Consider the following 21,512-nt stretch of genomic DNA (forward strand, 5'->3'; position numbering starts at 1 on the left):
CCCAAGCCCCCGTCCGCCTCGGTGCTTCCGTCCGGCCGTTCCCGCGGCCCATCATCGCCGCATCGTGCTCCCGTCGAACCCGATCGTGGTCAACTCACCCTTCCCGGCCGGAAATCGACCGGTCGCTGCCCCGGCGCCGACCACGACGCCGCCCGCTCCCGGCCCTTGTGGGCGCCGACGGGGCAAACACCGGTCGAACTCCGGGCCGGCCCTTCACCGGACGCCCGCTCCGCTGCTTCGCTTGTCGTACGGGGAACGAGGGGGGCTGCGTGGACATCGGTGTGCTGACCGCTCCGCTGACCGCGATCGCGGGTGTCGTCGGCACACTGATGTCCGCGCTGCTGACCCAGCGGGCGGCCGATCGCAGCCGGCAGCGCGAGCAGGAGCGGGCCGAAGAGCTGTGGGACCGGCGCGCCTCGGCCCAGGAGCTGTGGTCGTGCTACGTGGCGCTCAACACCTCCGGCCGGCAGTATCTGGCCGCACTCACCGACCAGTTGCACGCACTGGGGAGCGACGCGGAGGCGTCTCACGCCCGGCAGCGCCTGGCCGGTGCGCGCGACCACCACCGGGAGGTGTACGCGCAAGCGCAGATACGACTGCCGGAGCGGGTGCTCGAACACGCGGCCGACGTCAGTCACGGTCTCGGGGCCGTCTACGGCATGCTCCGGCGGCTGGACGAAGGCTCCGGACGTCCGGGGGACTCACCGGCGGCCGCACACGCGGCCATCGAATCGCTGTGGGCCCGGCTGCGGGAGATGCGGCGGGAGATGCGGGCGGACCTGGGCGCCTCCAGGTCGGACCCGGGTCGTTGACGGGGAGAAGCGGGGGAACTCGCCGCGACGCCCGCCACGGATGTGCATAGTGGGTGGAATCCATGGCTGTTGGGGCGCGTGAGGGCCGTTCGTGGCCCGGAGGGACGGAATGCCGGTGAGCCGGGAGGAGAGCGGTGGCGTCGAGGGCCTGCGGGCCTGGGTGTCGGACGCCGTGGAACGGGTGAAGCGGCTGCTCCCCGGCATGCAGGCGGCAGCCGGTCCGCCGACACCCCGCGCCTGCGACGCGTCGGTCGCCGAACTGGAGCAGCTCGCCGTGCTGCTGGACCACGACGAGGAACTGCGCGGCTCGGTGAGCGTGTGGCTCGCGGGTGCGCTGACCGTGCGGCACGCGCACGGGGGTGGTACGGGCGCGGACCGGGACCGGGCCGAGGCTCTGCTGAGGGAAGCCCGGGACCGCGAGACCCCGCTGGGGGCGGTGGTGGCCGAGGAGGACCGGCGATGGGCCGCGCTGTTCCTGGTCAGCCACGTCTCGCCGATCCAGCCCCAGGAGGGGCCCTACGGGGCCGCGCCCGACCTCTCCGGCTACCTCGACTGGCTCGCCCGGGCCGGCCCCGCCGGGATGCTCACCATGGCGACGGAGATGCGCGAGCTGATGGACGACCTGTCACAGCTCCCGCTGCCGGCCGAGGTGCGGGGTCAACTGGGCCAGGTCCAGGACGTCCTCTCGGCTCCTTCCCTGCAGGGGCTGTCCGACATGATGGCGGCCATGGTGCCGGCCGGTTCGCCGTTCGCGGATCAGTTACGGCAGATGATGGAGCGGGCGTTCGCGGGCGCCGGGGGATTCGGCGGAAGCCCGGCACACGGCAGGGCGACGCCGCCCGGCCCGCCCCGGCAGCCGGAGCCCGAGCCGGAGCCGGAGCCGGAGCCCGAGCCGGCTCCGACGCTCACCCCCGACGACTTCCGGAACATGGTCCGCGCCCTGGACGCCGTGAACGCGACCACCGAGGGGCTCGACCCCGTGCTGCGCAGCGGTGACCCGCAGGCGCTCAACGACCTGCTCGGCAAGCTGCGTTCGGCACAGGACCTGCCGCTGCCGGGCCCGGACCAGACCTCCGCCCTGGAGGGCCTGAGGGCACTCCTGCTCGGCATCAGTCCGGCGGTGGGCGGCACCCGCCAGGACATGTCCGCCGGCCGCGCCCACCTGGACTCGGTCATCGATCATCTGGAGTCGGTCTCGGGCTCGCTGCCCCAGGGCATGGGTGACCCCGTCGCCCTGGGCCGTGCGATGTCGATCGCTTCCCGGGCGATGGAGGCGCGGGAGGCCGAGGACCTCCGGGCGCTCCACGCTCTCGTGGCGGAGGCGGAGGCCCTGGGAGCGGCCGTACCCGAGGGCGATCCGCTCCGGTTCGTGGTCGACGGTGCGCTCGGCGCGGCTCACGGCTCGCTCGGGGCCGTGACCCGGGACCGGGAGAGTCTGCTGCGGGCCCTGCCCTACTTCGAGCAGGCGATGGACCGCGCCAAGAAGAGCGGACTGCCCTTCGCGGACGAGCTCCCCGTCGCCTGGACGGGGGACCTCGGCCTGATCCGCGACGCCCTCGCCGGGGTGCCGGCGACCTCGCTCCCCGATCACGTTCCGCCGCCCCCGGACGCCTCGATGGAGGACCTCTACGCGTCCACGCTCTCCCTGGGCGTGCGCTTCGGCCTCGACCGCGACCCTGCCGTACTCGATGTCATGATCGGCGAACTCGAACGCCTCCGGGACGGCGTCCGGGAGGGCAGGGCACCACGGGTCGCCGCCGACGCACTGTGGCACCTGGCCGAGGCCTACCACCTCCGGGGCCGGCTCGGGAAGGACTCCGACCCGGCGCCCGGCGCGGACGGCGTCGTGCTCGAAGCCGCCAAGGAGGCACTGACGGCCCTGGCCGGCGACGTCCTCCTCCAGGCGGGCGCCGAGCACGGCCTGCTGGCCGCCCGTACCGGAGCGAGCCGGGGGGTACGGGCGGCCCGGATGGCCGTCTCGTACGGAAGGCTGCACGAGGCCGTGTCCGCGCTGGAGCTGGGCCGGGCCCTGGTCCTGCAGGCGGCCTCGGCCTCCTCGGCCGTGCCCGAACTCCTGGCAGCGGCAGGGCGCCGGGACCTCGCCGAGGCCTGGCGGACGGCCGCCGGCGGCGCGCGGGGTGAAGGAGGCGCCGCGGGCGACGGCAGCGGTCCGGGCGACGCGGGCGAGGTTCCCGGACTGCTGCCGAGCACCCTGCGCCGCCAGGCCCTCGACGCCCTCGGCTACCGCCGGGACGGTGGCCTGCTGGGCACGCCCACGCTGAGCGAGCTCGCGGACGGGCTCGCCGACGCGGGTGCGGACGTCCTCCTGTACCTGGTGGCGGGCGACGCGGAGGGGCCGGGCCTGGTGATCGCGGTGGGGCCCCGGCTGGGAGCTGGTGCGGGCGCCCTGCCCCAGCTCACCGACGACGAGGACGGCCCGCTGGCACGCTACGTGGAGGCCGCGGCGGCGCGGGACCGCGACCAGTACGACGCCGCAGCAGCCCGGGCGTGGGAGGACGCCCTGGAGGAACTGTGCGACTGGGCGTTCCAGGCGCTCGGCCCGGTCCTCGGCGGTATCGAGGAGCGCCTGGCGGCGGACCGCGAAGGGCGGGACGACGAGGACCGGCCCCTCCGCGTCGTACTGGTGCCCTGCGGGCGCCTGGGGATCGTGCCGTGGCACGCCGCGCGGCTCCCGGCCGAGGCCGCCCACGAGCGGCTCTGCCAGGTGGCGGTCGTCAGCTACGCGGCGTCCGGCGGCCAGTTCCTGCGGACGGCGGCACGAGCCCCGCGGGACCCGGCGGCCGCCCCCGTGGTGGTCGCCGACCCGACGATGGACCTGGGCTTCTCCGATCTGGAGGTCACCGCCCTGCGGGACGCCTTCTATCCGCATGCCCTGCTGTGCGGCACGCTCTACGGCGAGGAGCTGCCGCCCGGCACGCCCGACGCGGTCCTGGGGTTCCTCTCCGACGGCACCTCCCTGCTGCACGTGGTCTCGCACGGGTCGGCGGACACCCGCCCCACGGTCTCGGCCCTGACCCTCGCGGCCGACGACCAGTGCACACCGGCGCCCCTGACCGTGACCCGGCTGCTCGACCGGAAGGACCAACAGGACAAGCCCGACGGGCCGTTGGTCGTCCTGAGCGCATGCCAGACGGATCTGAGCAAGGGCGACCACGACGAGGCGCTCACCCTGACCACGGCCTTCGCCGCCGCCGGAGCGCGGGACGTCGTGGGATCGCGGTGGCTGGCCCAGGACAGCGGCTCGGCGCTGCTGATGGCGGTGTTCCACCACCACCTCGTCGTCGACGGGCTCAGCCCCGTGGACGCCCTGAGGGCCGCGCAGCTGTGGATGCTCGACCCCCACCGCGAGAACCCCGGCTCCCTCCAGGGCGACCTCCTGCGGGAGATGGGACGGCCGGGACTGGAACGGACCGCGATCTGGGCCGCCTTCATCCATCAGGGGCACCCGGGTCCGGGCACGACGAACACAGCGGAAGGGACAGCATGAACGAGGAGGGCCGCGGACCATCCGCGGAACCGCTGCTCGCCCTGATCGGCGAGCACTGGGAGTCCATCCGCGCGGCACTCGACGACGAGCAGCACGCGCTGCTGCTCACCCGGCTGACCGCGCTCGCCGAAGCACCGGCGGACGACACCATGGCGGTGCGCAGGGCGCTCCAGGGCATCCGGCTGGCACTGCGGCCGCTGCCGTTCGGGCATCCGGTACGCGTCCTGGTGGACGGGTCACGGCTGATGGCCGCGCCGCCCGGGCCGGCGGCCGTGACGGAGGCGCTGGCACTGCTCAGCCTGATGACGGCCCCGGAGCCGGCACCCGCCGGGCCCGCTCCCGCCGCCACGCACGCCGCGGGGGCCGGCGACGGCCGCGGGCCCGATCCGCTGCTGCGGGAGCCGGCGCTGTCCGCCGCCGAGGCGACGGCCCGCTGCGGTGGTGTGCCACCGTCCGAACTGATCAGGCTGGCGGACCCGCCGAACGGCGACCGCTATCCGCGGTTCCAGTTCCCCGCGGGCGGCGGCACCCCGCACGAGGTCGTCCTCGAAGTCAACCGGCTGCTCCTGGCGGACATCGATCCCCGGGGCGCCGCGTCCTGGTGGCTCGGCGCGAACACCTGGCTGGGCGGGCCCCCGGTATCGCTCCTGGGACTGCTGCCCGACCACGAACTCGTCGGTGCGGCCGCCGCACTCGTGGAGGGTGAGTGATGAGCAACCTCATGCCCGCGATCAGGTTCTTCCCCATGATCGAGAACGAACTGCGCCCCAACGTCGAGGTGATCCCGGCCGGCACGGAGCTGTGGCGCGTGCACAAGTCCAAGTACGGGCCGACCCAGTTCAACCCGACGCTGGCGGACCTCCACTTCAACGGCGGCCGCTTCGAGGGCACGGTGCTGGACCCGTACCGGAGCCTGTACGTGGCCGACACCGCCCTGACCGCCGTCGCGGAGAGCGTGCTGCGCTCGGTGCCCTGGACGGGCGACAGGCGGGAGATCCCGTACATCAGCGTCCACGGCCGGACCCTGAGCGTGCTGCGCACCACGCGTGAGCTGACCTTGGTCTCGCTGCTGGAGGAGAAGGACCTCGCTGCCGTCCGCCAGACCGCCAACCTCCTGGACGACGAGCGGAGTTATCCGATGGCGCGGCGGTGGACGAGTGAGATCCGGGCGCAGGCGCCCGAGGCCATGGGGCTGGTCTGGCAGTCCCGCCGGAACCGCCCCAGGCACGCCATGGTGCTCTTCCACGACCGCTTCGACGACTGCCACTGCAACGCCCTGGAGGTACTGCCGGGACGGGGCATCGCGGACCTCGGCTCCGCGGAGGGCATCGAGGAAGTGAACGGGCTGCTCGGTCCGCTGCAGGCGGAGGTGTCGGAACCCCTGACGCGGTGAGGCCGGGGCCGACGAGCGGGTGACCGCGCTTGTCCGCCCGTGAAGGGTGATGCCATCGTGGGCCCATGGCCTTACCCCCATCTGATTACACCGCACTTCTCACCGAGTTGAAGGAGGTCAGGCGCGCAGGGCTGGTCCGGCTGAGGGGACGTGCGCTGCCCGCCCTGGAGGCCGCGGCGGAGGCGGCGGCCGCGCCTTCCGCCCGGCCGCCGGGCGCCCCCATCGAGGTGCTGCTGCGGTGCGCGGTCGCGCGCCTGGACGCGGGGACGCTGCGCAGCGCCGCCGAGTACACCCTGGGCCTGGCCCAGGGGACGCGGGACTGGCCGGCGTCCTCCCGCCGCGCCAGGGCGGCCGCGCTCTACGGGGTGAGCGTCGAGCGGTTCCGCAAGGACCAGGAGGTGATGGTGCTCGGCCAGGTCGCCGAGCACATCGTGCGGCTGGCGGCGGACGCGGGAGCGGCGGACGCCGGTCCGGCCGCCGCGGACGGCGGCGGCCTGGGCAGCCACCGGACCGTGGAGGTCCGGACCGCCGGCCGGACGGTCGGCCTCACCGTGCACGTCCACCCCGTGGACCTGCTGCGCGACGTGGACGTGGTCGTCTCCCCGTCCAATGTGTTCCTCGCGCTGCCGGAGGCGTACAAGTCGTCCATCGCCGCGTCGTTGCGGCGGGCGGCGGCCGTGCACGGGGTCACCGGCGAGGTCCTGTCGGACCCGCTGCCGGCGGAGCTGCGCCGATGGGCCGAGCGGCACGGCACGTCGGGGCGGGCCGTGCGCCCCGGCACCGTGGCGGCCACCGGTGCCGGGGCGCTGGCCGCGCAGGGCGTACGCCGCATCTACCACGCGGCGGTCGCCGTCCCCCGGGCCGGGACCAACGACTACGACGTACTGCCGGCGGACGTCACCCGGGCGGTGTCCCGCGCCTTGGCGGTCCTCGCCGAGGAGCACGACCGCCACTCGCCGCCGCTGCGCTCGGTGTGCTTCCCGCTGCTCGGCTCGGGGCGCGGCGGCCTGCCCTACGGGGTCAGTCTGGCCGCCGTGTGGGCGGCCGTGGAGGCGGAACTGGCGCGGGGGGCGCGCTGGGACGTCCACTTCGTGGTGCGCACGCCCGAGGCGGCGGCGGTGGTGGAGCGCCTCCCGGCCGGAATCCGCCCGGCGCACGACCGGAGGCCGACCGGCTGACCCTGTGCAATGGAAGGGTGCCCGGGGCGCGCGAGGGCGCACCGGGCGGCGCACCGGGGCACGGGGGCGATCTGATGTGGGTAATCTCTGCCGATGCGCGCGGAGTTGATGTCCGGTCACCTAGCGTGTGCGCATGAGCGGTGGGATGGAGCAGTGGGGGCATGGGGCGGCGGGCCGGGTCATCACCTGGCCGGATCCCGACGGGTACGTCCTGGTCGAGGGTGTGCTGCTGCGCATGCTCCCGGACTCCCCCGGGATGGTGCCGGGTGCGGAGGTCGTCGTGCGCTACGACCCCGCGCGGCGCCTTCTCCTCGCGCGCGCCGCGGCACCGACGGACGAGAGCGGAGCACCTGCGGAATGAGTGAGTACGGCTTCGGACTTGCGGAGGGCTGCGACGAACGGCAGCCCGTCGTACTGCTCCTCGACACCTCGCAGTCCATGGGACGCCCGGCCGGGAGTCCGCGGATCGACGAGCTGAACGAGGCTCTGGCCGACTGGTTCGACGGGATCCGGGCAGAGCCGAGGCTGCGGGCGCGGGTCGAGGTCTGCCTGATCTCCTTCGACTCGCGGGTGCGGGTCTTCGACCCCGACCGGGAGCGGCTGGTGCCGGTCGAGGAGGCCGACCCGGACCGGATCTTCGTTCCGGTGGACCGGATGCACCCGCCCCGGCTGGAGGCGTCCGGACTGACCCGGATGACGGAGGCCGTCGAGTCGGCCCTCGAACTGGCCCGGGAGCGCCACCGGACCCTGCAGGCACGGCAGGTCCAAGTGCGCAGGCCGTTCCTGTGGGTGCTGACGGACGGTGCGCCGAGCGACGTGGACGGGGAGCCGATGGACGCCGCCGCGCTGGCCGGTACGGCACGGAAGGTGCGCCTCGGCGAGGAGAGGGGCGAGTGCGTGCTCCAGGCGATCGGTGTGCGCGGCGCCGACCTGGAACTCCTGCGGGTCCTCGCGCCGAAGGGCGCCCTGATGCTGGAGGGCCTGCCGTTCGGGAAGATCCTCGATCTGCTGTTCCAGAGCTCGGACCGGATCGGGGCGGTCCAGGCAGCGGACGAGATCCACCTCCGGACGGCGCATCTCGTGGACCAGGAGCGCCGGATGCAGCTACTTGAGGAGAAGTTCCGGTGATCACGGCGGGGGCCGCCGTCCAGGGGACCGCGCACCTGGCTGGCGGGCAGGGGTGCCAGGACGCCTTCAAGGCGGTCGGCCTGGGCGGGACGGCGGTGCTCGCCGTCGCGGACGGCGCCGGGAGCCGCGAGCGCAGCGCCCTGGGCTCGCACATCGCCGTGGACACCGCCTGCCGGGTCCTGGCCGAGGGGATCCCACGGGCCGAGGACGCCCCGCAGGTGTGGACGGGGTGGATCGCCGCGGCCGGCGCGCGGGTGGTCGAGGACCACCTGCGGACGGTCGAGGGGGTGCTGTCGGCGGTGCCCGCACCGGGCGGGCCGGTGCGGGCCGACGCACTGGCCTGCACGCTGGCCGCGGCGGTCCTGCGGCCCCCCTGGGTCGCGTTCCTGTCGGTCGGCGACTGCTTCGGGACGGTGCTGACGCGCGGACCCGCCGGGGCCGGGGCCGTCGGCGCCGGCGTTCGGGAGCGGTGCCACCTCGTCCTGCCGCCGCCGGTCCCCGGCGCTGCGGAGACGGTCTTCCTCTCCTCGCCCGGGGCGGCCCTGCGATTACGGTCCTTCGTGCTGTGGGAGCCGATGCTCAGCGGGGTCGTCCTCGCCACCGACGGCTGTGCGTCCCTGACCCTGGACCATCCGTCGGTACGCGAACTCCCGCCCGAGACGGGCCCGTTGCCGTCCGAGCGGTTCTTCTGCGGGCTGGCCGCGACGCTCCGCGCCAACGGCGGTGACGCCGAACCCCTGCGCGCCCTGCTCTCCGGGCCCGGGGCGGCGCGGACCGGTGACGACCTGACCGTGGTCTGCGCGCTGACGGACGGCAGGTGACGATGGGCCTCACGGTGGTGTCCGCCGGCGGGCACGCATGGCACCTCACCCGGCGGATCGGCAGCGGCTCGGAAGGAGTCGTGTACGCCGTGGACGACGCGCGCCCCCTGGTGGCCAAGCTCGTCCCCGCCCCGCCGGACCCGGACGCCTACCAGCGCCGGATCGCCCGGCTGGTGCGCCAGCGCCGCGAGCCGCGAACCGTCCGCCTGCTGTCCGGGGCCGCCCCGCGGGTGGCCTGGCCGATGGCGGGGGTCCGGGCCGGCGGGCCGGGCCCCGACGGAGTGGACGGCTACGTGATGGCCGACATGCGGCACACCCACCGGCCGTTCACGCACCTGCTGACCCCGCAGGCCCGTCTGGCGCAACTCCCCCGCGCGACGTGGGCCACCGCGCTCGCCGCCGGCCTCTCCCTCGCCCGTCTCCTCGCGGACCTGCACGCCGAGGGCTACGTGGTGGGCGACCTGAAGCCGGACAACCTCTGGGTCGACGCGCGCGGCGGGGTCGGTATCGCCGACGTCGACTCCTGGCAGTTCACGGACGGCGGCGAGGTGTTCGCCGGACGGATGGGCAGCCCCGGCCACACCGCGCCCGAACGGATCGGCGCGCCCGCGGGCACCGCGCCGGACCGGGCGGGCGACGACTTCGTGCTCGCGGTCCTGGTCCACGAGCTGCTGATGTGCGGGCTCCACCCGTTCGCCGGGCATCCCTCGGCCGACGCCGACTACCTCTCGTACGACGACAACATCCTGCACGGGCGGTGCCGCCTGCTCGACCGGGCCTCAGTGGTCCTGCCCCGGTCCGCGCCGCCCGTCGACCTGCTCCCGCGCCGGCTCACCGCCCTCTTCCGGAACGCGTTCGGCGGGGTCCGGCCCCCCGCGTCGGCCTGGGCCGACGCACTGGCCGCGGAGTCGGACCCGGCCCGGCTGAGGACCTGCCGCCGGAACCCTCTGCACGTGCACACGGCGGAGCGGCCGTGGTGCCCCTGGTGCGATCTGGCGGAACACGGCGCGGACGGCTATCCGGCCCTTGCCCCGGGGCCGCCCGCCGACGGCGCGGCACGGCACCCGAAGGACGTGAAGAGCATGAAGGAGAACACCGCATGGCAGAGGTGACCCGGCTCTCGGTGGCGAGGAGGCTCGACCGCTGCACCGTCCTGGGGCCGGGGACCCGGGCCGTGATCTGGGTGCAGGGCTGCCCGCTGCGCTGCCGGGGCTGCGTGGCGGCGGAGACCCTTCCCTTCGAGGGCGGCACCGAGCACACCGTGGCCGAACTCGCCGACTGGCTGTGCGGGTTGCCCGGCATCGAGGGCGTCACCCTCTCCGGTGGCGAGCCCTTCGGCCAGGCGGCCGCGCTGGCCGCGCTGCTCGACTCCGTCCGGGCGCGGCGCCCCGACTTCGGTGCGATGGCCTACTCCGGGTTCCGGTACGAGGCCCTGCGCCGGGGCGGCCCGGACCGGCGCGCGCTGCTGCGGCGCCTCGACCTCCTCGTCGACGGTCCGTACGTGGCCTCCCGGCAGCACGGCCTGCGCTGGCGGGGCTCGTCCAACCAGCGCCTCATCGCCCTGACGGACCGCTACGCGCACGTCGGGAGCGAGCCGGACACCAGCGCGGGCGTCGAGCTGTCCGTCGAGGCCGACGGGTCGCTGTCCTGGGCAGGGGTCCCGCCGGCTCCGGGGTTCCGGGAAGGGTTCGAGGAACGGCTCGCGGCACGGGGCTTCGTCCTGCGGGCCGAGGCAGGGAGGGAAGCATGAGCGGATCACCGAAGTACAGCACCGTCACGGTCGCGCCGGCCTACGCGCGGCTGGAGGCGGAACGGCGCCGGGCCCGGGAGGCGGCACGCAGGCAGCAGGAGGCGCAGCGCGCCAGGGAACGGGCCGAGCGCGCCGCGCGGCGGGCCCGGGAGGCGGCGGCGCGCCGGGAACGGGCCCGGGCCGAGGCCGAGCGCAGGGAGACCGAGCTGGCCGCCCGGCGGGCCGCCCGGCAGGAGGCGCATGCCGCCCGGTCGCGCCAGGAACAGTCCGGCGCCGACGTCCGCCGGCTGGCCGAGGTGGGCGAGCTGCTGGGGCGGGTCCGGGGGCAGGACTCCGAGGTGCGGGTCCTGCGGGAGCGGCTGGACCTGCTGCGGGGCCGCGCCGGCCGCGCCGAGGACCTCGGCGCGGCGATCGAGGAGCTGCGCGGCCGGGTGGTCCTGCTCGGCCGGGAGGGGCGGGCCGACGACCGGGGCGCCGGCCACGGCTCCGTCCTGGCCGGGCTGGAGGAGCGCCTCGCGCGGATCGGGCCGGAAGCCCGGGAGCACGACCGGCAGGGGTACCAGCGCTGCCTCGACCTGCTCGGCGAGCTGCGCGCCGCGGCCGGCCAGGGCGGGGAGACGCGCTTCCGGGCGTTGCTCGGCACGGTGGAACACGCGCTCGCCCGGCACGCGGCGGCCGGCGGGGAGCGGGCCGCCGAGGCCGCAGAGGAGCTGCGCCGGGCCGAGCGGGCGCGGGAGGCCGCACGGCAGGCGGAGGAGAGCGCCGCCGCGCGGGAAGCGGACCGGCAGGCGGCGGCGGAGGCCGAGCGGGAACGGCTCGCGGCGGCGCTCGCCGAGGCGGCGGACCGGCTCGGCGTCGTACGGCAGGCGGTGCGGGAAGCGGCTGCCGAGGCCGTGGAGCTGGCCGATCCCGGGCTCGCGGAGCGGATCGAGGCGGCGCTGGCCTCCGTCACGGGCGCGCTCGCGGCCGGGGCGGCGGCGGACGCGCTGACGGCGGTGGCGGCGCTGGAGGAGTTGCTCGTCGGAGCCGAAGAACGGCTGGACGAACTCCAGTTGGCCTATACGCGGAGGATGGACCTGGCCCAGGCGCTGCAGGACGCCATGCTCGGCGAGGGTTTCGCCTTCACCGGCGGCGCGGAGCAGGACGGACGCCTGGTGATGGGCTTCGAGCGCCCGAGCGGGGCGACGTACCGGACCACGGTCGGCACGGACGGCGAAGACGCCGTCCTGCTCTACCAGGTCGACGGCGAGCCCGACGTCGTGCTCCGGCCGGATCCGGAGGGCTCGGTGTGCGACCGCACCGAGGACCTCCTGGAGCGGGTGCACGAGGCGATCGTCAGCCGGAACGACTTCGTCCCCGGTGAACTCACCTGGCGGGGCAAGCGGTCCGGGGAACAGCCGCCCAAGCCGCCGACCGCCGCGAAGGAATGGACGTGGACCCGGTGAGCGCGGCCGACTGGACGAAGCGGGCGAACGGCGCCGGAGCCGGGGGGCGCCCTCCGGTCGGGGACCACGGGAGCGGACGCCCGGGCGACGGGGAGCCGGTCGCCGCGGACGGCATGATGCCGCTGTGGGCGGTGTCGCTGGACTGGGAGCTGCGCCGCGGGCGTCAAGTGATCATGAACGGGCAGATCAGGGACCGCTGGTGGTTCGCCGACCGGCCGGCTTCCTTCCGCATGGTGGTCGCCCGCCAGCTGGAACGACGCGGTGCGCAGACCGTCGGCTGGTGGGACCCGGTGGGCGGGCTCACCTTCCCGCTGCCGGGCCACGCGGAACGCTTCGACCGCTTGCGGGAGGGGCGGCCGTCCGAGGGGCCGCGGACGGCCGGCGGGGCGGCCGGGACGCCCCCGGACGCCACGGGGACCCGGCCGCCGGCAGGCCACGGGAACCCGGAGGGGGCGCCCGACGGCGAGACCGGCACGGCGCGGAGCCGGCGCGGCAGTGAGCGGGACCGCGGTCGGGAGCGGCTGCTGGCGCCCCGGCAGTCGGGGCCGCCACGCGCGTTCGAGGACGTCGTGGCCACCGTGCACCGCCTCGTGGCGTCGCCGGACGCGGCCTCCGCCTTCGTCTTCGAGGACGTCGACCACCACCTCCCGGCCGACCAGGCCGAATCCCGCCTGGGCTATCTCAGGCTGCGCGCCGCGATGACGGAGGCCGTGACCCCGCACACGGCCGCGGGCCCGGCCCCGCACGCGCGCAACGCGGTCCTGTGCGCGGTCGGCGACATCGGACGGCTGCCCGGCTGGTTCCACCTGGAGGACCCCCGGATCGCCGCCCTGCACATCGGCCCGCCCGACCCGAGCGAGCGGCGGCTGTGGCTCAGCTGGCTGCAGCGCTACTTCAACGGGGCGCAGGACGCCTCGCGCGCCGACCTCGAAGCGCTCGTCGGCGCCACCGACGGCATGACGGGCTGGGACATCGACTCCCTGGCCAGGACGTCGTGGCTGCGCAACGCGCCCCTGCGCAAGCCGGACCGGCTGCTGGAGCTGCACCGGCTCAACGTGAGCGTCGATCCGTGGACCCAGCTCGACCGGGAGACCGTCGCGGGGGCCGCCAAGGCCCTCGGCACCCGGGTCGTGGGCCAGTCCAAGGCCGTGAACGCCGTCGCCTCGGCCCTCCAGTCCGCGTTCGTGGGCGTCGACTTCGGCGGTTCGGGGACCGCCCGCCCCCGGGGCGCGTTCTTCTTCGTGGGGCCCACCGGTGTCGGCAAGACCGAACTCGCCAAGGCCGTGGCCGAGTTGATGTTCGGTGATCAAAGTGCCTACGCCCGCTTCGACATGAGCGAATACCAGCAGGAACACGCCGCCGAGCGGCTGGCCGGTGCGCCGCCCGGGTTCATCGGCCACGAACAGGGCGGCGAGCTGACCCGCCGGGTGCAGGAGCGTCCGTTCAGCGTGCTGCTCTTCGACGAGATCGAGAAGGCCCACCCGAAGGTCCTGGACAAGTTCCTGCAGATCCTGGAGGACGGCCGGCTCACCGATGGGCGCGGCCAGACGGCGCACTTCTCCCAGTGCCTGATCATCTTCACCTCCAACACGGGTGCGGAGCAGGTCCAGAGCCTGCTGGAGGAGCGGGACGAGCTCTCGTACCGGCAGCTGGAGGCGCACTTCACCCGGGCGGTGGAGGACAAGTTCCGCCGGATCGGCAGGCCCGAGATCTACGGGCGGCTCAAGCCGGGGGTGGTCGTCTTCGACATGCTGCGCCACGAGCACGTCGTGAGCATCGCCGACCGGCTGCTGCGCCAGCTCGCCGAGTCGGTCCGCGAACGCCACCGGGTGGAGCTGATCGCCGACCCGGACACCCTGCACCCGTGGATCACGGAGCGGATGGCGGACCCCGAGCACCAGGCGTACGGAGGACGTCAGATCCGCAACGAGCTGGAGCTGGTGCGCTCGGCCGTCGTCAGCCACCTGCTGGCGCACCGGCCGGACCCGGGCAGCCGGATCCGGGTCGGCGTCGCGGCCGACGGTACCGCGCAGGTCACCCCCGACAGCGTGCTGCGGGGCGGCGACGGCAGGACGTCGTCCGCGGACGAAGGGAGCGGACGGGCATGATCGCCATCGACCTCGGGCACCGGTACGGGCGCGTCGCGCGGTTCGGCCCCGACGGCCGTCCCGAGGTGACCACGACCGAGCTGGCGGGCGTGGACGGGGTGCTCGACCCGGTCCGCGCGCTGCCCCGGCTGCTCGGCTCGTCCCGGGCCGACGAGGACCTCCTCGCGAGGGGGCCGGACCGCACGGCCCTGGTCGGACTCCCGGTGTCGGGCGGGCGGGAGGACGAGCTGCGGTACGCGGTGGAGCGCGCCGGACTCGACGTCGCGCGCGTCGTACCGGAGCCGGTGGCCGTGGCCCTGCACTACGGGGCGGTCGCGGAGGGCGTGGACCACACGGTCCTCGTCTGCGACCAGGGGGCGACGACGCTGGACCTGAGCGTCCTGGCGATCACCCCCGACCTCACCGTGCACGTGGTCCGCGCCCTCAGCCTGCCGCTCGGCGGCGACGCCTGGGACGCGGCGGTAGCCGCGGAACTGGCCGGCGTCCTGCCGGAGGGCTCCGACCCCCTCCGGGCGGCGCGGGCGCTCCGGCAGGAGCTCGACGGCTCGGACACCGCCACCGGGTCCGTGGAGGACGCGGCCGGCGAGCGGCGTCCGCTGACCCTGGGACGGACCGCTTTCGAGCGGGCGGTGGCGCCCTTGCGGGAGCGCCTGCTCGCCGCCGTTGCGGAGCAACTGGCCACCGCGGAACCGGCGGTGGACACCGTGCTGCTCGCCGGCGGGATGAGCGCCGCGCCGGGGCTGCGGGCCGGGATCGAGGCCCTGCCGGCCGCGCGGGGCCTCTCGGTGCGCTGTGACCGGCCCGGATCGGCCGTCGTACTGGGGCTGCTGGCACTGGGGGACTTCGGCGTCCTGCGCGTCGTCAGCGGATCCGCCCCGCCATCGGTGCGGGCCGGGGCCGAATACGCGAGGCCGGGCGCCGGTCACCCGCGCACGGAGGCCGGGTACCCCGGCCCGGACGCCTCCCGGCCCCGGCCGGACACGCGACGCGCCGTCGCCGCGACGGACCCGGAGCCCCGTGCCGGGCGCCCCCGGGCGGAGGACCCCGAGCCCGGGGCGCGGCAGGGCGGCGCGGCGGCGGGCGAGGACGCCGGGCGGGCGGCCGGGCCGGGCGGACTCCGGAACGCCTTCGAAGCGGCGGCGCCCGAAGAGCCCGGGCAGCCGTACGCCGGACCGGGCCGGGCCGAGGCACCCCGCGCGGAGCCGCCGCCCGCCGGACCGCGTCCCGCCGAGCAGCCGCTCACCGAGCCCCTGTACGCCGAGCCGGCGTACGCCGAGCCCCCGTACACAGAACCGGCGCTCACCGAGCCGGCGTACGCCGAGCCCCTGTACACCGTTCCGGCGGAGGGCGGACCCGCGCCCTCCGCGGCCGCCCCCACGGAGGCGGCAGAGCCGCCCTCGCCGGGGCCCGGGGCGGCAACGGGGTCTCCGGACGGGCCGCATGCCCTGTTCGCGGTGCCGGTCGACCAGCTCCAGGTCATCCGGCGCGGGGACCACCTCCTCGTCCTCTGGGCATGGCCCGAGGGTGCCCTGAGCGCGCGGGTCCGCTGGCGCCGGGAAGGGGGCCCCGGCGCTGCGGCCCCCGGGGACGGTGACGTGGTGTGCCGGCGCCGGGTGTACGAGCACGACGGCGGGTTCGACCTGGCGGTGGGCCGGGGCGCCGCCACCCTCACCGTGGAGGCGTGGGTCCCGGAGCTCCGCGAGGGCTGCGAGGGTGCCTCCTCGCTGCTCGTCCCCGCCGCACCCGCCGTCGTCGCGTACGAGCCGGCCGTGCGCCGGCGCCTCAAGGGCCGGGTCGCTTCGGTCACCTTCACCTCGGAGACCGGCTGCGACCTGCCCGGTGTCCGCATCGTCCACAGCCTCGGCCGCTTCCGTCCCACCAGCACCGCCGAGGGCACGGTCCTGCACGAGGTGCCCGCGCAGCGGCTGTCCGCCGGCACCCCCATGACCGTGGAGTTCCCGCTGCCCGCCACCCGCGGCCCGTCCTGGCTGGTCTGCTTCCCGGCGGACGCGGACACCGAATCCGGCATCGACATCCGCCCGACGGCGCTGCACAGACTGCGAGTCACCTGATGGCCAAACGCCTCACCTGCCCCTACTGCTACGAGGGCTTCACCCTGCGGGAGATCCGGTTCCGCTGCAACAGCCGCCTGAGCAAGACCGGAAAGCAGTGCGCGCGCCGCCGCGACCAGGTCCTCGACCAGCGCAAGGGACCTCGCCGCAGCCACGACCTCGGCCCGGACTTCGCCGCGGACGGCCGCAAGCCCACGGCCGTGTGCCCGGACTGCGACGGTGAGAGCACCTACCGGATCTGCCCGGTGTGCCACTCCGAACTGCCCGTCCAGTTCGGCATGGTGGACAACCGGCTGATCGCCATGGTCGGCCCGAAGGCGTCCGGCAAGACCGTCTACATGACCGTCCTCCTCCACGAGCTGCGCCACCGGGTGGGAGAGGCGTACGGAGCCGCCCTGATGGGCACGGACGACACGACGATGAGGCGCTACAGCTCCGAGTACGAGGACCGCCTCTACCGCGACAACCAGATGTTCCCCGGCACCCAGACCGCTTCCACCACCCTCAACCAGGTGGACCCGCTGGTCTTCCGGTTCGGCCTGCGCCGGCGGACCCTGCTCGGCGAACGCCCGCAGCACACCGTCCTGTCGTTCTTCGACACCGCCGGCGAGGACTTCAGCTCCCGGGAGAGCGTGGAGCTCAACACCCGTTACCTGGCCAACGCCGACGGCATCGTGCTGCTGCTCGACCCGCTGCAGATGCCGGGCGCCCGCGACAACGCGCTGCCCGGTACGCCGATGCCGGGCACCGAGGGTCTGGACTCCCCCGTCAACGTCCTCTCCCGGGTCACCAGCCTTCTCCTCGCGCCCCGCTCCGGCCGCTCGGGCCGGTTGCTCGACACCCCGGTCGCCGTCGTCTTCTCGAAGATGGACGCCTTCTGGCACCTGCTCGACCCCGGCAGTCCGCTGCGCGACTACGCGCCCCCGCGCGGCCGCTTCGACGTCGGCGACAGCCTCAGCGTCCACGAGGAGGTGCGCCGGCTCCTCAAGGACTGGGACGGGGTTCCGATCGACCACCTGCTGAACAACCACTACTCCCGCTACCGCTACTTCGGGGTCTCCGCCCTCGGCCGCAATCCCACCCCCGACGCCCGGGTGGCCCCCACCGGCATCCAGCCGTACCGGGTGGCCGATCCGCTGCTGTGGCTGCTGAGCGAGTTCGGCTCGGTGCCGAAGGCGGGCCGGGGATGAGGCACTTCCAGCAGCTCTACTACACCTCTTGCGAGCACGGACTCAGCGGGTTCTCCGGCTTCCAGTTCAATGCCGTCAGCGCGGGCGTCACAGCGGAGACCCGGCTGGCTGTGGAGGCACTGGCCGGGTACGAGCCGCCGCGCTCGCTGGTGGAGTCGGACACCCCGGAGTCGCTGGAGCGCTGCCCGGTCAACCTCTGCTACCGGCCCCACGACCGGGCGGGGCTCCGCGCCACCGTGCTGTGCGTGCGGTACGTGGGCCGCGACTCGGCCCGGCGCTTCGGCAACTACTTCGCCCACGCGCTGCACAGTGAGGACTTCCCGGCGGCCGGGGGCGGACTGCTGCCGATCGAGTTGTGGAACTCGCCGGTGTGGACCCGCACGGTGTCCCCGAGCACGGAGATCCCGACGCTGTCCGGGCCCGCTCCCGGGCCGCTCGACGTCCGCGCCGTGGGCGAGTTCCTGCGCGGCCATCCCCACGCGGCCCGGCTGCCGGAGCTGCTGGCCGCCGCGTTCGCCGCGCTCACCGAGCACGGCTCGGTGGTGGTGGTCGACCATTCGACCGAGCGGATCGCACACTGGTTCGCCGCGGTCTCCTACCTGCTGCCGCCCCCGCTCTCCCGGGGCCTGTCCTTCGCCACGTACGTCCTGCGTCCGGCCCGCAGCCGGCTGCACCTGATCGGCACCGTGCCCGAGCCTCCGCTCTCCTTCGCCCCGGAGGACGAAGCGGCCTACACCGTCTTCGACTTCGCCCGGGGCGTGTTCCCCGAGGTGCCCGTCCCCGCACTGGTCCGCCTCCTCACCAGGATCGGTGTCGGATCCGCCCGGCCCGTCTGGTCCTGGACGGCGGACTACGCGGAGGGCACGGAGGAGACTCCGGACGACTGGCACGCCCCCGTCGCGGCGGCCGCGGTCTCCGGTGGCATCGCGCTGGCCCCGGCCGACGTCCACGCGGTGATCGGCTGGCTGGCCGGGGCCGGCCATCTGGGGGCGCGCGGGGCGGCCGTCGCCACCGCCGTCCACCGTGAGCACCGGGACCTGGACGACACCCAGCTGACCGCGCTGAGCGCGGCCGCGCGAGCAGGCGGTGACGCGGCGGTCCACCAGGAGATCGAGGGGAAGCTGTACGGGCTGCGCATGCGGGCCTACACGAGCGCCGCCGAGGACGCCGTCGAGCCCGTGCCGATCACCGATCCGCAGGCACGTGAGCGGGCCCGCGCCCTGTGGGAGCGGCTGCTGGAGACCGAGGTGCGGACCGCGCGCGAGCGCACGCGCCTGCTGCTCTGGGCCGTGGGCGCCCGCCTCCCGGTGCCGTCGGAGGTCATGGCGCGCGAGACGCTCACCCTGTCCCACGCGCTGCTCGGGACCACGGCGCCGGCGCCGGGCTTCCGCCGCGAAGTGGCCGAACTCGTCCGCGTCCTGCCGGTGATGAGGACCTCGCTGGCCACCGCGGTGGAGGAGGCGCTGGAACGGCGCACGGGGCAGGAGCAGCTCTTCGCGCAGTTCCCCGCCGAGCTCCTGCACGAAGGCGACCTGGCGGGCCGGCCCCTGCTCCTGGAGCACCACCTGCGGGCGAGGGCCGAGCGCGATCCCTCGAACACGGTCCCGCTCATGTTCAAGATCCTGAGCATCCGCGGACGCACGTCGCCCGACGAGGAGCTGCTCCGCGGCCTGTGGCGGCAGCCTTCGCGCACCTGGACGCACCGGGAGGCGGCACACATCGCAGCGGAGCTGCCCGTTTCGGAGCCGGTGGACCCCGTCGTCGGCGAGTGGTTCGACCGCGCCCTGAGCCAAGGTATCGAGGACGAGGACGCGCTCGCCGACTGCCTCGCGCTGTGCCGCGTCCTCTCCCACCCGCGCCGCTTCACCTGGCTGCCGGCGAGCGCCGCGGAGCTCGTACGGTTCACGCTCGACCTGGAGGTCGCGCTCAGTGACTCCCGCGAGGCTTCGGAGCTCTTCGCCGAGTTCACGATCCCGGACACCAAACCGTGGCCGGCCCCGCGGGCGTTGAGGCGTCTCCACCTGGTGCCGGCCATGCTGCGCCTGCCCGCCGACGTCGGCCGGCTCCGCGGCCGCCTGGCGGAGCTGACCCCCCGCGACCTGGACCGGTACCTGTGGCTGCTGCACCGGCAGGTGACGGGAGTCGAGCGGATCGACGACGTCCTGCTCGGTCATGTCGCCACCGTCGTCACCCTGCCCAGGAGGGCTCGGCTGTCGCAGGCCCAGGAGGACGGCGTCGTGGCGATCCGGGCCCATCCCGAGGCGCACTGGCACGTGGCCGACCTGAAACGGCTGGAGGACGCGGTGCGGCCCCACGGGGCCGCACTCGCCGACCACTACGCCGAGCGGGCCGAGGCCCGGCGGCCCGGCCCGGCGGGCCCTCCCCGCAAGCCCGGGCTCCTCCGCAGGCTCACCGCGCTCATCTCCACCGACCCGCCGGACCCGGTGGGGCCCGACACCCCGGCCCCCGACAACTCCCGGAAGAAGAAGGGGCGGTGATCCTCCATGTCTGAAATCGTCAGGTTCGTCCTGCTCCCGGCCCTCTTCCTCATCGGGCTGTCCTGGTACCTGCCCTTCGTCCCCTTGATCGCCGCCCTGCGGGGCCTCGCGCTCGTCATGCAGGTGCTCGCCGGGTACGGCCGCACGCTGGTCGGCGTCGTGTACCGGCGCACCCCCGAGTTCCGGACGCTGCCGCCCTACCGCCCCCAGGACGAGGAGGTGAAGGCGTACCGAAACTACTTCTTCGGTCCGGCCTCCCGCGACCTGCGCCAGCTGCTCACGCTGGAGGGGCGCGCGTACGCCGGCACGGTCGGCGATTCCTTCCGCCGAGTGACCTCACGGCAGTTCGTCGCCCCGACGCAGCACCGGGCCTTCACCGTCCCGTACGGCCTGACCCTGTACCTGGGACTCGGCGCGGGCGCGGCCGTGGCCGTTCCGCTGCTCGCCCTGCTGTTCGCCCTGCACGCGCACGTCCTGGCGCTGCTGACGGGCGGGGCCCGGCTCCTCGCCGGCGCCCTGAGGGCCGTCGACCGGACGGTGCTGTGGATGAAGCGGCTGCGCACCGGCATGCTCTGCCCGCACTGCTTCGAGCGCGTGCCCTACCCGGCGTACGACTGCCCCGGCCCCACCTGCCGGCGCCGGCACGCCGACATCCGCCCGGGGACGTACGGCATCTTCCAGCGCCGCTGCGAGTGCGGACAGCGCATGCCGACCCTGCTGATGCTGATGGGCCGGAACTCGCGGCTCCAGGCGTACTGCGTCCACCCGCACTGCGGGAAGGCGATGAACACGGACGCCGGCCACATGCCCGAAGTGGTGATACCGCTGATCGGCGGACAGGCAGCGGGCAAGACCCAGCTGATGGCGGCCATGCTGCTGTCCCTGGAGCACGCCGCGGCGAACGGCGGTCCGGCGATCACCCTCGCCGACGAGGAGTCGGACGCCAACTACCAGGTGCTGCGCGAGGTACTCCGGATGCGGGGGCACACCCTCGCCACCCAGAAGAGCCTGCCCCGGGCCCACTCCTTCGTCCTCGGCAGCGGCCTGTCCCAGCGGCTCATCCACCTCTTCGACACGGCCGGCGAGCGGTTCGTCGACCGTGAGGACACCGATGCGCTGCGCTACGCACGGGCCGCGCGCACCTTCGTCTTCGTGCTGGATCCGATGGCGGTGAAGGCGTTCTGGACCAGCATGGAACCAGCGCCCGGCCCGCTGCTGGACCGGACCCTGGGATCCACGGTGGATCCGGAAGAGGTCTTCGCCCGCTCGGTCCAGGCCGTGGCCGCGATGGGCGCCCCACTGCAACGCTCGCGCCTCGCGGTCGCCATCAGCAAGACGGACCTGCTCGCCGAGCAGGGCCTGGTGCCGGCAGGCCTCGAAGACAGCGACGGCGCCCGGACCTGGCTGCGCGAGGCGCTGGGCCTGCACAGCCTCGTGCAGGCCATGGAGCTGCACTTCCGGGAGGTCCACTTCTTCCGTACGGCCGCGGTGGCGGACGAGGACGCCGGGGTGGACGGCAGCATCACGGGGTTCGTCGAGTGGTGCCTGCGGGGCTGAACCGCAGGGTGAACCGCAGGGCTGAGACCTCCTCCCCCCTGCCAGCCCTCCT

16 protein-coding genes are annotated in these 21,512 nt (G+C 74.8%); all 16 read left to right on the plus strand.

Features of this window, described 5'->3' with window-relative positions:
* The first annotated feature begins 269 nt into the window (after positions 1 to 269).
* Positions 270 to 812 (plus strand): hypothetical protein, encoded by a 543-nt coding sequence (locus AC07A6_RS05950; protein ID WP_362466074.1) that lies wholly within the window; start codon positions 270 to 272, stop codon positions 810 to 812.
* A gap of 115 nt (positions 813 to 927) precedes the next feature.
* The gene (locus AC07A6_RS05955; protein ID WP_478776249.1) at positions 928 to 4,320 is read left to right on the plus strand and encodes a CHAT domain-containing protein; all 3,393 of its coding nucleotides are present in this window, start codon (positions 928 to 930) and stop codon (positions 4,318 to 4,320) included.
* A complete protein-coding gene (locus AC07A6_RS05960; RefSeq protein WP_386271638.1) occupies positions 4,317 to 5,030 on the plus strand; it encodes a hypothetical protein in 714 nt (237 codons plus the stop codon). The genes AC07A6_RS05955 and AC07A6_RS05960 overlap by 4 nt, the downstream gene beginning before the upstream one ends.
* Positions 5,030 to 5,713, plus strand: a complete 684-nt coding sequence (locus AC07A6_RS05965; RefSeq protein WP_386271637.1) for an RES family NAD+ phosphorylase — start codon at positions 5,030 to 5,032, stop codon at positions 5,711 to 5,713. The genes AC07A6_RS05960 and AC07A6_RS05965 overlap by 1 nt, the downstream gene beginning before the upstream one ends.
* Positions 5,714 to 5,778: 65 nt before the next feature.
* A complete protein-coding gene (locus AC07A6_RS05970) occupies positions 5,779 to 6,891 on the plus strand; it encodes a macro domain-containing protein (protein ID WP_478776250.1) in 1,113 nt (370 codons plus the stop codon).
* Between the two features lie 133 nt (positions 6,892 to 7,024).
* On the plus strand, positions 7,025 to 7,252 hold the full coding sequence (locus tag AC07A6_RS05975) for a hypothetical protein (protein ID WP_478776251.1): 228 nt from the start codon (positions 7,025 to 7,027) through the stop codon (positions 7,250 to 7,252).
* Complete coding sequence (locus AC07A6_RS05980; RefSeq protein WP_362466089.1) at positions 7,249 to 8,019, plus strand: vWA domain-containing protein; 771 nt, start codon at positions 7,249 to 7,251, stop codon at positions 8,017 to 8,019. Before AC07A6_RS05975 ends, AC07A6_RS05980 begins: the two co-directional genes overlap by 4 nt.
* Positions 8,016 to 8,840 (plus strand): PP2C family serine/threonine-protein phosphatase, encoded by an 825-nt coding sequence (locus tag AC07A6_RS05985; RefSeq protein ID WP_478776252.1) that lies wholly within the window; start codon positions 8,016 to 8,018, stop codon positions 8,838 to 8,840. The genes AC07A6_RS05980 and AC07A6_RS05985 overlap by 4 nt, the downstream gene beginning before the upstream one ends.
* Before the next feature lie 2 nt (positions 8,841 to 8,842).
* On the plus strand, positions 8,843 to 9,952 hold the full coding sequence (locus AC07A6_RS05990; RefSeq protein WP_478776276.1) for a hypothetical protein: 1,110 nt from the start codon (positions 8,843 to 8,845) through the stop codon (positions 9,950 to 9,952).
* Positions 9,940 to 10,590 carry a 4Fe-4S single cluster domain-containing protein gene (locus tag AC07A6_RS05995; RefSeq protein ID WP_362466095.1) on the plus strand — a complete coding sequence of 217 codons (651 nt, stop codon included), beginning with the start codon at positions 9,940 to 9,942 and terminating at the stop codon, positions 10,588 to 10,590. The genes AC07A6_RS05990 and AC07A6_RS05995 overlap by 13 nt, the downstream gene beginning before the upstream one ends.
* The gene (locus AC07A6_RS06000; RefSeq protein WP_478776253.1) at positions 10,587 to 12,035 is read left to right on the plus strand and encodes a hypothetical protein; all 1,449 of its coding nucleotides are present in this window, start codon (positions 10,587 to 10,589) and stop codon (positions 12,033 to 12,035) included. The genes AC07A6_RS05995 and AC07A6_RS06000 overlap by 4 nt, the downstream gene beginning before the upstream one ends.
* On the plus strand, positions 12,023 to 14,143 hold the full coding sequence (locus AC07A6_RS06005) for an AAA family ATPase (protein ID WP_478776254.1): 2,121 nt from the start codon (positions 12,023 to 12,025) through the stop codon (positions 14,141 to 14,143). Before AC07A6_RS06000 ends, AC07A6_RS06005 begins: the two co-directional genes overlap by 13 nt.
* Complete coding sequence (locus AC07A6_RS06010) at positions 14,140 to 16,215, plus strand: Hsp70 family protein (protein ID WP_478776255.1); 2,076 nt, start codon at positions 14,140 to 14,142, stop codon at positions 16,213 to 16,215. The genes AC07A6_RS06005 and AC07A6_RS06010 overlap by 4 nt, the downstream gene beginning before the upstream one ends.
* Positions 16,215 to 17,405, plus strand: a complete 1,191-nt coding sequence (locus AC07A6_RS06015; RefSeq protein ID WP_362466106.1) for a TRAFAC clade GTPase domain-containing protein — start codon at positions 16,215 to 16,217, stop codon at positions 17,403 to 17,405. The genes AC07A6_RS06010 and AC07A6_RS06015 overlap by 1 nt, the downstream gene beginning before the upstream one ends.
* Entirely contained in the window at positions 17,402 to 19,903 is a 2,502-nt protein-coding gene (locus AC07A6_RS06020; protein WP_478776256.1) for a GTPase-associated protein 1-related protein, read from the plus strand. Before AC07A6_RS06015 ends, AC07A6_RS06020 begins: the two co-directional genes overlap by 4 nt.
* Positions 19,904 to 19,909: 6 nt before the next feature.
* The gene (locus tag AC07A6_RS06025) at positions 19,910 to 21,460 is read left to right on the plus strand and encodes a TRAFAC clade GTPase domain-containing protein (protein WP_478776257.1); all 1,551 of its coding nucleotides are present in this window, start codon (positions 19,910 to 19,912) and stop codon (positions 21,458 to 21,460) included.
* Positions 21,461 to 21,512 lie beyond the last annotated feature (52 nt).

It is taken from the genome of Streptomyces sp. NPDC044002, assembly GCF_056434525.1.

Bases quoted from the DNA above. Each gene is read 5' to 3' on its own strand.
- AC07A6_RS05980 (WP_362466089.1), top strand. From the start codon at position 7,249: ATGAGTGAGTACGGCTTCGGACTTGCGGAGGGCTGCGACGAACGGCAG.
- AC07A6_RS06015 (WP_362466106.1), top strand. From the start codon at position 16,215: ATGGCCAAACGCCTCACCTGCCCCTACTGCTACGAGGGCTTCACCCTG.
- AC07A6_RS05960 (WP_386271638.1), top strand. From the start codon at position 4,317: ATGAACGAGGAGGGCCGCGGACCATCCGCGGAACCGCTGCTCGCCCTG.
- AC07A6_RS06025 (WP_478776257.1), top strand. From the start codon at position 19,910: ATGTCTGAAATCGTCAGGTTCGTCCTGCTCCCGGCCCTCTTCCTCATC.
- AC07A6_RS05965 (WP_386271637.1), top strand. From the start codon at position 5,030: ATGAGCAACCTCATGCCCGCGATCAGGTTCTTCCCCATGATCGAGAAC.
- AC07A6_RS05990 (WP_478776276.1), top strand. From the start codon at position 8,843: ATGGGCCTCACGGTGGTGTCCGCCGGCGGGCACGCATGGCACCTCACC.
- AC07A6_RS05995 (WP_362466095.1), top strand. From the start codon at position 9,940: ATGGCAGAGGTGACCCGGCTCTCGGTGGCGAGGAGGCTCGACCGCTGC.
- AC07A6_RS06010 (WP_478776255.1), top strand. From the start codon at position 14,140: ATGATCGCCATCGACCTCGGGCACCGGTACGGGCGCGTCGCGCGGTTC.
- AC07A6_RS05970 (WP_478776250.1), top strand. From the start codon at position 5,779: ATGGCCTTACCCCCATCTGATTACACCGCACTTCTCACCGAGTTGAAG.
- AC07A6_RS05975 (WP_478776251.1), top strand. From the start codon at position 7,025: ATGAGCGGTGGGATGGAGCAGTGGGGGCATGGGGCGGCGGGCCGGGTC.
- AC07A6_RS06000 (WP_478776253.1), top strand. From the start codon at position 10,587: ATGAGCGGATCACCGAAGTACAGCACCGTCACGGTCGCGCCGGCCTAC.
- AC07A6_RS06020 (WP_478776256.1), top strand. From the start codon at position 17,402: ATGAGGCACTTCCAGCAGCTCTACTACACCTCTTGCGAGCACGGACTC.